The sequence below is a fragment of the Acidiphilium rubrum genome (assembly GCF_900156265.1).
Lineage (GTDB): Bacteria > Pseudomonadota > Alphaproteobacteria > Acetobacterales > Acetobacteraceae > Acidiphilium > Acidiphilium rubrum.
Genome location: NZ_FTNE01000031.1, coordinates 18,775 through 29,410 on the forward strand (window position 1 = coordinate 18,775; position 10,636 = coordinate 29,410).

At 68.1% G+C, this 10,636-nt stretch carries 8 protein-coding genes; 2 read left to right on the forward strand and 6 right to left on the reverse strand.

Going from position 1 to position 10,636, the window contains the following annotated elements; translation table 11 throughout:
- On the forward strand, window positions 1-1,419 hold the full coding sequence (locus BW994_RS16345) for an MFS transporter (protein WP_029313275.1): 1,419 nt from the start codon (window positions 1-3) through the stop codon (window positions 1,417-1,419).
- Here the strand turns inward: BW994_RS16345 and BW994_RS16350 are convergent.
- The 5 genes from BW994_RS16350 to tsaE form a co-directional block, all read right to left on the reverse strand.
- Window positions 1,402-1,812, reverse strand: coding sequence for an acyl-CoA thioesterase (locus BW994_RS16350; protein WP_029313274.1), 411 nt, complete (start codon window positions 1,810-1,812; stop codon window positions 1,402-1,404). The genes BW994_RS16345 and BW994_RS16350 overlap by 18 nt on opposite strands.
- The gene (trxA, locus tag BW994_RS16355) at window positions 1,812-2,138 is read right to left on the reverse strand and encodes a thioredoxin (RefSeq protein ID WP_029313273.1); all 327 of its coding nucleotides are present in this window, start codon (window positions 2,136-2,138) and stop codon (window positions 1,812-1,814) included. The genes BW994_RS16350 and trxA overlap by 1 nt, the downstream gene beginning before the upstream one ends.
- Window positions 2,139-2,366: 228 nt before the next feature.
- On the reverse strand, window positions 2,367-5,858 hold the full coding sequence (gene addA, locus BW994_RS16360; protein WP_029313272.1) for a double-strand break repair helicase AddA: 3,492 nt from the start codon (window positions 5,856-5,858) through the stop codon (window positions 2,367-2,369).
- The gene (gene addB / locus BW994_RS16365; protein WP_029313271.1) at window positions 5,855-8,758 is read right to left on the reverse strand and encodes a double-strand break repair protein AddB; all 2,904 of its coding nucleotides are present in this window, start codon (window positions 8,756-8,758) and stop codon (window positions 5,855-5,857) included. Before addB ends, addA begins: the two co-directional genes overlap by 4 nt.
- Window positions 8,755-9,192, reverse strand: a complete 438-nt coding sequence (gene tsaE / locus BW994_RS16370) for a tRNA (adenosine(37)-N6)-threonylcarbamoyltransferase complex ATPase subunit type 1 TsaE (RefSeq protein ID WP_029313270.1) — start codon at window positions 9,190-9,192, stop codon at window positions 8,755-8,757. Before tsaE ends, addB begins: the two co-directional genes overlap by 4 nt.
- A gap of 114 nt (window positions 9,193-9,306) precedes the next feature.
- On the opposite strand from tsaE, the gene BW994_RS16375 reads away from it, so the two are divergent.
- Window positions 9,307-10,323 carry an NAD(P)/FAD-dependent oxidoreductase gene (locus tag BW994_RS16375; RefSeq protein ID WP_029313269.1) on the forward strand — a complete coding sequence of 339 codons (1,017 nt, stop codon included), beginning with the start codon at window positions 9,307-9,309 and terminating at the stop codon, window positions 10,321-10,323.
- 42 nt (window positions 10,324-10,365) lie between these two features.
- Here BW994_RS16375 and BW994_RS16380 read toward each other — a convergent pair.
- Window positions 10,366-10,636, reverse strand: a 271-nt coding sequence (locus BW994_RS16380; RefSeq protein WP_139334161.1) for a helix-turn-helix domain-containing protein, incomplete at its 5' end; no start/stop codon positions are given.

Here is a 10,636-nt window from a genome sequence, read left to right on the forward strand (position 1 = left end):
ATGACGCAAACGGTCGAAACCGATGTTCCCGCCCGGCTCGACCGTCTGCCCTGGGCGCGGTTTCACTGGCTGGTGGTCTGCGCCCTCGGCGTCACCTGGATTCTCGATGGGCTCGAGGTCACCATGGTCGGCTCGCTGTCCGGTGCCATCGCCAAATCGCCGTCGATGCACCTATCGAGCGCGGATGTCGGTGCGCTCGGCAGCGCCTATGTCGCCGGCGCCGTGCTGGGCGCGCTGTTTTTTGGCTGGCTGACCGATCGGCTTGGCCGCAAAAAACTCTTCACCATCACGCTGTTGGTTTACCTGACGGCCACGATCGCTTCAGGCCTGGCCTGGAGTTTTACTTCGCTGCTGGTATTCCGCTTCATTACGGGTACCGGCATCGGCGGCGAGTATTCCGCGATCAACGCGACCATCCAGGAACTCATTCCCGCCCGCATGCGCGGCTTCACCGATCTGGTGATCAACGGCAGCTACTGGATCGGCGCGGCGCTCGGTGCGATCGGCGCGCTCGCGGCGCTTAACCCCGCGATTATCCCGGTCGCCTATGGCTGGCGCGCCGCCTTCATCATCGGCGGGTTGATCGCGGCCATCGCGTTGCTGCTGCGCCGCTTCATCCCCGAAAGCCCGCGCTGGCTGATGACGCATGGCCGGCCCGATGAAGCCGCCGCCATCGTCACCGGCATTGAAACCCGCATCGGCATTGCCCCGCCCGATCATCCGTTGAAAACGATCCGATTGCGCACCGATGTCAAATCGTGGTTCGCGGTCGGCCTGCGCGCCCTCTTCACGCGCTACCGTCCGCGCGCCGTGCTCGGCATCACGCTGATGACCGCCCAGGCGTTCTGCTACAACGCCATTTTCTTCACCTACGCGCTCGTGCTCACCAAATTCTATCATGTCCCGAGTGCGCGCATCGGCCTCTATATCCTGCCCTTCGCGCTCGGCAATTTCGCTGGCCCGCTGCTGCTCGGCCGCCTGTTCGACACGTTGGGCCGGCGCATCATGATCACCGCGACCTACGGCATTTCGGGTGTTCTGATGGCGATCACTGGCGCGCTGTTTGCCCACAACGTTCTATCCGCCGCCAGCCAGACCGCCGCGTGGACCGTCATTTTCTTCTTTGCCTCGGCTGCCGCAAGCTCCGCCTATCTCACGGTCAGCGAAAGCTTCCCGCTCGAGATCCGCGCCATCGCGATCGCGCTGTTCTATGCGTTCGGCACCGCCATCGGCGGCATCGTCGGCCCCATCCTGTTCGGCGCCCTGATCGGCAGCGGCAACCGCGGCAACGTGATGGATGGCTATCTGCTGGGCGGCGGGCTGATGCTGATCGCCGCCGTCACCGAAGCCCTGATCGGCCCCGATTCCGCCGGCAAATCGCTCGAAGACATAGCGCAGCCGTTATCGGAGATTGTCTGACCCCACCACGATCGGTCGTGGCCGTCCCTCGCTGTCGATCGCAACGAAGGTAAACACCGCCTTGGTCACCCGCCGCTCGTTCTCGGAATCGCGCGCGCGCCGCCAGGCCTCGACATTCACCTTGATCGAGGTCCGCCCGACCGAGACCAGATCGGCGTAGACACTCACCTCATCGCCGATTTTCACCGGCCGGATGAAGCTCATGGCGTCCACTGCGACGGTCGCGATCCGCCCGTGCGCGATGCGCCCGGCCAGATTGCTGCCGCCCAGATCCATCTGCGCCATCAGCCAGCCGCCGAAAATATCGCCGTTCGCATTGGCGTCGGCCGGCATGGCGATGGCGCGGATCATCGGATGCGTCGGCGGCGGCGCCTCCGGATCGTCAGATGGCATCAGAGATTTTTGTCGATGAAGGCTTTCAGCACGCTCTTCGGCGCCGCACCCACATGCGTGGCGGCGGCCTTGCCGTCCTTGAACAGGATCAAGGTCGGAATCCCGCGCACGCCGAACTTGGTCGGCGTCATCGGGTTTTCATCGATGTTCACCTTCGCGATCGACAGCTTGCCGGCATACTCCCCGCCAAGCTCCTCCAGCGCGGGCGCGATCACCCGGCAGGGGCCGCACCACTCGGCCCAGAAATCGACCAGCACGGGCTCTTTCGATTCCAGCACCGAAATGGAAAACTCGGCATCGGAAACAGGTTTTGTCACAGCGCTCATGAGCGGTACTCCTTTATCTATTGCAAAATAATGGCGCGGATCATGCGTCAGGGCAATCGGTCGCGGGGCTGGGATGCGTAAGGGGAGGGGGAAGAGTCTTCTTTTTTGTGAACAAAAAAGAAGCAAAAAAAACTTTATTCATCTGGTCCCGTGCCGGTTCCAACGCCCGTGCCCCCGAGTCAAAAAGTTTTTTGCTTCTTTTTTTCAAAAAAGAAGTGCTTTCTTAACCTACCCCTCTAATGCGCCCGCGCCATCAGCCGATGCCTGCTGCCGCCGCGGCGCGTGAAGTGCCAGCACCGACTCTGGCACCGGCATCACCGTGCCGTTCGCGGTCCACACCAGCATCGCCTGCACCGCCCGGCCTGGATAAATCGCCCCCAGCACCGCCGCGTAGGCCGCCAGCTGCGCCAGGTAGGGCAGGGGGATTGCGGCGGCATCGGCCGGCGGTTGCCGGTCGGTTTTGAAATCCGCCATCACGATCCGGTCCGGCAGCACCACCAGCCGATCGATCAACCCGCCGATCTCCACGCCCTGCACCACGCCCGCCACCGGCGCCTCGGCCCGGCTGCCCGGGCCGAACAGACCCGCCAGCGCCGGATGATCGAGCACCTGCATCACCGCATCCACCACGGCGCGCTGCGCGTCCCGGTCCAACCCGTGCCCGGCCTGCGCCGCATAGGCAGCCGCCCGGTCGCGCCGCTCGGCGGCTGCCACGGTGGGCAGATGCTGCAACAGCGCATGGATCAGCCGCCCGCGCGCCATCGCCGCCGCCCGCCCGGCCGCCCGGGCGCCCGCGCGCGGCGAGGCGGCTGCCAACCCGCGCGCCTCACCCTCCGCACTGCGACTCGGCACCAGCCGATCCACCCGATCGGGCGGTTCCGGCGGTGCTGCCGCGCGCCAGCCGGTTTCAGGTCCGATCCAGCCGGGCAGGGGTGCCAGCCGCGCCGCGACCTGCCGCCCGGTGCGGTCCGGCGCCGCCGTCTGCGCGCAGGAAACCACCGCCGCCTGCGCCGCCCAGGGCAGGGCGACATCCTGTTCCGCCCCGCCGTCCATCTGCCCGAATGCCACGCGCACCGCCTCGTACCAGCAGGTCTCGGGCAGCGCTTTTTTCGGTGCCGCGCCGCACACCACCAAATGATCCTCGGCCCGCGTCAACGCGACATAGAGCAGCCGGTTGTATTCCTCGATCATCAGCCGCCCGGCCGCCGCCACCGCAGCGGCCACGGCGCTGCTGCGCAGATCCGCGCGCGGGCAGAACACCGGCACCAGCACATCGCTCTGCGGCACGGTCAGCCAGTACAAAGTCTCGCGCTGCTGCGGCACGCTGGTGGTATCGGGCAGAATGACCAGCGGCGCCTGCAAGCCTTTCGCGCCATGCACGGTCATCAACCGCACCCGATCGCCCGCCGCCTCCGCCTCGCGCTTGATTTCGGCGGCCGAAGCCTCCAGCGCCGCCAGAAACCCCTGCAGGCTTGGGGCCTCGCGCTGGCCATAGTCAAGCGCGGTCGCCAGCAATTCATCGATCGGCTCGGCCGCTTCCGGCCCCAGCCGCGCCAGCAGCCGCGCCCGGCCGCCCAGCGTGCCGAGCACCTCGGCGAACAGCCGGTAGGGCGAGACAAAATCGGCCCGCGCCTGCACCGCGGCAAAAAAATCCCGCGCCGCGCGATACTCCGGCGTCCCGTCCGCCCGCGCGAACAGCGCATCGCGCAGCGTGCCGCTCCGCCCGATCGCGAGCGCCATCAACTGATCATCGCTCAACCCGCCGAGCGGGCTGGCCAGCACGGTCGCCACCGCGACATCATCCTCCGGCAGCAGCACCGCCTGCGCGAGGGCGACCAGATCCGCCACCGCCCGTGTTTCGGTCAGCACCATCCGGTCGAGCCCCGCCACCGGCACGCCGGCGTCTTTCAGCGCACGGGTCAGCGCCGGCCCGAACTCGTTGCGGCTGCGCACCAGGATCAGAATATCGCCCGCCTGCAGCGTCCGCCCGCGCGATTCCAGTTTCATCACATCGATATTCGCGGCAATCCAGCCCGCCAGCCCTTCGGCCAACCGCCGCCGCGCGGAATCCTGCCGCGCGTACCGCTCCGCCGGCGCCCAGGCCGGTAGATCCGCCTCGGGGTCCGGGTCGGCCAGCGGCCATAACGCCACCGAACCCGCCTGACCCGCCCGGCTCACCCCATGCACCAACGCCTCGCCCGGCAGCACCACCCCGGCGCGGGCCACCCCCTCGAACACACGATCCACCAGCCCCAGGACCGGTGCCGACGACCGGAACGAGGTCGCCAGCGTGCCCTCGTGCCAGCGCGCCGCCGCCGCCCGCACCCGACCGCCGATGCCCGCGCGCCAGGCGTCGAAACTCGCGAGATCGGCCCCCTGGAACGAGTAGATCGATTGTTTCCGATCGCCGACCGCGAAAATCGTCCGCCTGACATCGGTCTTCGCGCCGTCGCCCGCGAAAAACTCCCGCGCGATCGCATCGATCACGCCCCATTGCGACGGCGCGATATCCTGCACCTCGTCGAGCAGAATATGATCGATCCCGCCGTCGAGCTTGAACAGCACCCAGGCCGCACCGGGGTCGAACAGCAGCCGGGCGGCCAGCGCGATCAGATCGCCGTAATCGAACCGTGAATCCCGCAGCTTGCCCGCGCTCGCCACCGCGTGGATCGGCAGCAGCACCTCGGTCAGCGCGGCGGATAGCGCCGCCACCTCCTTCGCCGCGAACCGATCGAGGCAGCGCAAAATCCGCGCCTGCTCCGCCGCCAGCACATCGGCCAGCTCGGGTGCTGCCTGACCCAGGCTTTTGTTGATCAGCCCGGATAGTTTGCGCGGCTCGCCCTTGCCGGTCAAAAACCCGTCCAGCCAGGATGGCCATCCCGCCAGCCGGCTCGCCGGGTCGCACGCCAGCCAATCGAGCAGCAACAGCGCCTTGTTGCGCGCCGCCGGCGAGCTTTGCCGCGCAATCCGATCGAGCGCGGGCCGCAGCATTGCCTCATCCGGCCGCACCGCCTCGTCCCACAACTGCGCATCGCTCGCATCCGGCGCATCGATCGCGGCGCGCTGCATCGCCATGATCGGACCCGGCTCGCCATGCCGATCCAGCAATCGTGCGAGATGCGCCTGCGAATCCGCCAGCAGCCGGTCCACCAGCGCGCCGAACTGCACCTCGGAAATCTCGCCCGCCAGCAGTTTCAAGGCCGGATAGGGCTCATCCACCCGCCCGCCCAGCAAATCCTCGCGCGCCGCCCGCTTGCGCAGCGCGGATTCCGCCTCATCCGCGACGACAAAATGCGGCGAAACCCCCGCTTCGAGCGGAAACCGCCGCAACAGCGACTGGCAGAACGCATGGATCGTGTCGATCCGCATCCCGCCCGGCAAATCGAGCACCAGCCCGAACAGCGCGCGCGCCCGCGCCCGCACCGCCGCACTCGCCGCCACATCGAGCGATGCCAGATCGGCATCGAGCGCCGCCTCGGACGCGATCGCCCATCGCCCCAGGCGGTCGCGCAGGCGGATCGCCATTTCCGCCGCCGCTGCGCGGGTGAACGTCAGGCACAGGATCCGCGCCGGCGGCGCGCCGGCCAACATCAGCCGGAGCAGCCGGTCGGTCAGCAGCTTGGTCTTGCCCGACCCCGCCGATGCCCCGACGAAGGCGGACACCGCGGGGTCGGACGCCGCCCTTTGCGCCGCCTCGGCCGCAAGATTTGCGCCGCTCACGCGCTGTCCTCCCACTCGGCGCGGCGCGATACGCCGGCGAACGGGCTGTCGAACGTGGTGCGCGCCGGGCTCGGCCGGTCGAAAAACGGCGTCGCCGGATCGGCGTAATAGGCCAGCAACGCGGGAATCGCGGTCCGTGCGGTTTCGATCACCGAACGCACCCGCGCCGCATCGCCCTTCAGCAAGGCCCGCGTCTGTCCCTCGGTCGCTCCGCCGGAGAGTTTCCAATAGGCGAGCTCATCGACCAGCCCGGCAAACCCGGCAAACCCGCCGGCCTCGGCGATCACCGCCTCGATCGGCAATTGCGGTGCCGATCCTGCTTCAACCGCGCCGTCGTTCGGCGGTGATCCGGTCTTGAAATCGATGATCTGCAAGGACGTGCCGCGCCGCTCGATCCGGTCGATGCGCCCCTTCACGGTAAAGCCGCCGCATTGCCACGCGCCCGGCAGTTCCACCGCGATCGCATCCGCCGCGCCGGACTCGCCGATCCGATCTCGTTCGATCCCCACGATCCACTCGGCGATTCGCGCGAGCCGCACCCGCCAGAACGCCGTCAACGCCCGCCGCAGCCGATGCCTGGCGAGTTCTCGCTCGAACGCCGCCGTCAAAAGCGCGGGCGCCGTATCGTTCAGCGCCCAATCCGGCTTGCCTGAGACCGCCGCCAGCCCGTCGTGCACCAGGGTGCCGAACAGCGCCGCATCGGTCTCGGCATCCAGCGCGTCGAGCGGGCGCAACCGCATGATCCGCCGCGCATGGATCGCGTAGGGGTCGGCCAGCAGGGTCGTGATATCCGAAATCGAATATTCCACTGGACGCGCTGCCGCCGCCGGCCGGGGGGCCGGCTTGGGCCGCACTGTGCGCACCGCCGGCTGATCCAGCTGCGCCGCCCAGGCCGCGGCGGGATGCGCTTCCAGCGCCAGCCCCGCCCCCAGCAGCACGAGGTCGAGCCTTGCCAGAAACCGCGAGGGCACCGCCGGTGCGCGCCCGCGGCGGCGGGGTGCTGAGAGGATAACCGTGCCGCAGCTTGCCATCAGGCTGGTCACGTCATGCGCCGCCTCGCCGATCAATGCTGCATCATCAGGCAGTTGCGCCGCCCGGCGCATCGGCCGTGACAGCCACGGCCCGGGATCGGGCTCGGCCGGGAACACGCCTTCCACCATGCCGCCCAGCACCAGCGTATCGACGCTCTGCAACCGCGCCTCCATGATGCCCCAGATCGCGACGCGCGGATTGGCGTCCCGCGCGCGGGGCCGGCGCAGCCGCGCGGTGCCCAACACGGCATCGAGCAGGGCCGCCAACTCGCGCGGATCGACCGGCGCCAGCCCCTCCAGCGCCGCCAACTGCACCGCCAGATGCTCGGACAACGCGGCCCCCGCCTCGGCATCCCACAACACGCAGCGGCCGGTCTCATCCGTGGCGATCGCCTCGGCCGCCTCGATCAGCCCGCCGATCAACGCCGCCGGCCCGATGGCCATCGGCGTACACGCCGCTATCACCGGCTCAAGTAGAATCTGAATACTGCCGATGAATCGATTGATTTCACGATATTTCTCATCATCCAGCGCCCGCAGTAGCGCCGCAAACCCCGGCCCGGGTGCGGCGACCCGCAGCCATAAATCCACCTGCCGCGCCAGACGCCGGCACGCTTGCTTGTCCCGCCCGGCAAACACCAGCGGATGCTTCAGCACGGCGAGCAAGGCGACCGGCGCGTAATCCTGATCCTGCGCCGCCGCCAGCAGCCGGAGCAGCACCGCCGGCGGCGTGCCGGCCAGCACCTCGCCCGCGCTATCCTCGGCACGGATGCCGAGCCGCAGCAATTCGGCCGACACCAATTGGGCCAAGCCGCGATCCGGCGTGACCAGGGCGGCGACGCGCCCCGGCGAATCGAGCGCATCGCGCAGCGCCAGCGCGATTGCCCGTGCCTCGTCCTGCTCATCGCCGGCATCCAGCCGCAGCACACCATCGGTCGAAAGCCCCGCCGATGCTGGATCGTCGGGCATCGCCGCGCGGAGAAACGCCTGCCGCAACAAGCCAACCCGCCCCGCCCGCGCACCGGTATCCGCCGCGATCAACGGCACCACCTCATCGCGCTGCACGCCCATCGCGGTCAGCAACCGGAACAATCCCGCCTGCGGATGGGTCGGCAGATCGGCGAGATGCGCCCAATCATCCGCCTTCATGTCGGCATCGAACCCGGCCAGAACCACTTTGCCGGCGTCCAACCCGGCCACTACCCGTGCCAACCGCGCGACCGCTGGCGTCGCCACCGCCAGCCCGGCCAGCCACACCGGCATCACCGGCGGTGCCGCCACCCAGAATTCCGCCTGCGCATCGATCAGCAGCCGCAACCGCCGCGCCGGGTCCACCGCGCCGCGATCCGCCAGCACATCCGGCCATAACCGCGTCACGATGCTCAGAAAATCCAGAATCCGCTGCCAATGCACCGCAAGGTCGGGGGCGACGATCCCCGGCAAGGTCGCCGCCAGATCGATCTCGGCCTGCTCTGCCGCATCGATCAGCACGGCCAGATCATCGGCCAGCATCAACGCCTCGGCCAGCCGCCGCGGCGCGCCGTCACGCCCGCCCATGCCGAGGATCAGCCGCGCCAATATCGTGCGCCGCTCCTCGGCCGGAATCGCCGGCGGCAATTCCAACCCCGCCTCGATCCCCAGCGCCGCCTCGTCGGCCGCGCCGATCGCGGCAATCCGCGGCATGATCAGCGGCCCGCCGTTCGCCTCCAGAAACGCCGAAGCCGCCGCCCGCGCCGCGCGCCGCGTCGGCAGGATCAACAACCCATCCGCCACATCGCGCCCCGCCGCGCGCGCCGCATCCAGCCAGGCCCGCGCCAGCGCGGGCAGAAACGGCACCGAGGCCGGCACATACGCGGCCGATGGCGTCATCCGATCAACCGCTCCGGTCCCTCGATCGTGACATCCCGCCGCTCGCCATCGCCCCACGCCAGCGCGATCCGCACGGCATCCGCCGGTGCGAACAGGCCCAACCGGTCCGGCCATTCGATCAGCACGATCCCGGCCAGCGCCGCCTCCAACCCCAATTCCTCGACATCATCAGGCCCGCCCAGCCGCCATAAATCGAAATGCGCGACCGGCGGCGCCAGATCATAAATCTGTACCAGCGTGAAACTCGGGCTCGGCACCTCCAAGCCAGCATCACCCGCGCGCGCGCGGATGAACGCCCGCGCCAGGGTCGATTTCCCCCCACCCAGCGGCCCGCTCAACAAAAACGCATCCCCCGCCACCGCCCGCGCCGCCAAATCCCGCGCCAGCGACACGGTTGCCATCTCGGACTCCAGCACCATCCTGCGAATCGCCATGCGCCGATCCTGCGCCAACCGCGCCGCTATCGCAAAATCATCGCGGCTAGCGCAAAATTCCAATCCGCCCGTCTGATCATTGACCCTATCGCCAGTTCGGTTACGGAGAGATTCATGTCAGACCCCATCTCGGCCGATGTGGCCATTATCGGTGCCGGCCCGGTTGGGCTGTTCGCCGTCTTCGAATGCGGCATGCTGAAACTCAGCACGGTCCTGATCGATGCGCTCGCCGAAGTCGGCGGCCAATGCGCCGCCCTCTACCCGGAAAAACCGATCTACGACATTCCGGCCCACCCTGCGATCGAGGCGGCAATCCTGATCGAAAACCTCGAACGCCAGATCGAACCCTTCACCACCCCGCGCCTGCTCGGCCGCATCGTCACCGGCATTGCCGGCAGCGCCGGTGATTTCACCATCACCACCGACCACGGCGATGCCATCCACGCCAAAACCATCATCATCGCCGCCGGCGCGGGCGCCTTCGGCCCCAATCGCCCGCCGCTCGATGGGCTCGCCACCTTCGAGGCGACCGGTGCGGTGCAATACTACGTCAAAAAACGCGAGGCGTTCCGCAACAAGCGCGTCGTCATCGCCGGCGGCGGGGATTCCGCGGTCGACTGGGCGATCGCGCTCAAAGACGTTGCCGCCAGCGTCGCGGTCGTCCACCGCCGCCCGAAATTCCGCGCCGCCCCCGAAATGGCCGATCAGCTCGCCCAGGCCGCCCAGCGCGGCGAAATCGACCTTGTCATCCCCTACCAGCTCCACGCCCTGCACGGCACCGCCGGCACACTCCAGACCGTCGAAGTCGCCGATCTCGACGGCAAGACCCGCCACCTCGATGCCGATATCCTGCTGCCCTTTTTCGGTCTCGCCATGGATCTCGGCCCTATCGCCACCTGGGGCCTCGACCTCACCCACCACCACATCGCCGTCACCCCCTCCACCCTGGAGACCAGCACACGCGGGATCTTCGCTATCGGCGACGTCGCAACCTACCCCGGCAAATTGAAACTCATCCTGCAAGGCTTCGCCGAAGCCGCCATGGCCGCCCACGCCATCCACCCCATCGTCTACCCCGACACCGCCCTGCATTTCGAATATTCCACATCGAAAGGTGTGCCGGGTTCTTAGGCCTGTGCGGCTGAGCGGAACAGAAAACCGGCATAAGGCGACCTACGGCTCGATGATGCGGTAGATCGTCGCGGGGTGAACGTCGAAGGTCCTGGCAACGGTACTGATCGACTTCCCGTCGCGGACGAGTTCCCTGGCCAATTGTTGCTGATCGGGGCGCATTTTCTTCGGCCGGCCGAAGGCGACGCCGCGCGCCTTGGCGGCTATCCTGCCGTCGTTCGTGCGGCTGATAATGAGGGTGCGCTCGAACTCGGCAATGCCTCCGAAGACCGTCATGACCATACGGCCTGAAGGGCTTGTCGTATCGGCCCAA

What these genes read in the sequence shown, in the direction of transcription:
- tsaE (WP_029313270.1), bottom strand. Translation starts at nt 9,192, where the DNA reads ATGGCGATTCGCAGGATGGTGCTGGAGTCCGAGATGGCAACCGTGTCG.
- trxA (WP_029313273.1), bottom strand. Translation starts at nt 2,138, where the DNA reads ATGAGCGCTGTGACAAAACCTGTTTCCGATGCCGAGTTTTCCATTTCG.
- BW994_RS16345 (WP_029313275.1), top strand. Translation starts at nt 1, where the DNA reads ATGACGCAAACGGTCGAAACCGATGTTCCCGCCCGGCTCGACCGTCTG.
- addB (WP_029313271.1), bottom strand. Translation starts at nt 8,758, where the DNA reads ATGACGCCATCGGCCGCGTATGTGCCGGCCTCGGTGCCGTTTCTGCCC.
- BW994_RS16375 (WP_029313269.1), top strand. Translation starts at nt 9,307, where the DNA reads ATGTCAGACCCCATCTCGGCCGATGTGGCCATTATCGGTGCCGGCCCG.
- BW994_RS16350 (WP_029313274.1), bottom strand. Translation starts at nt 1,812, where the DNA reads ATGCCATCTGACGATCCGGAGGCGCCGCCGCCGACGCATCCGATGATC.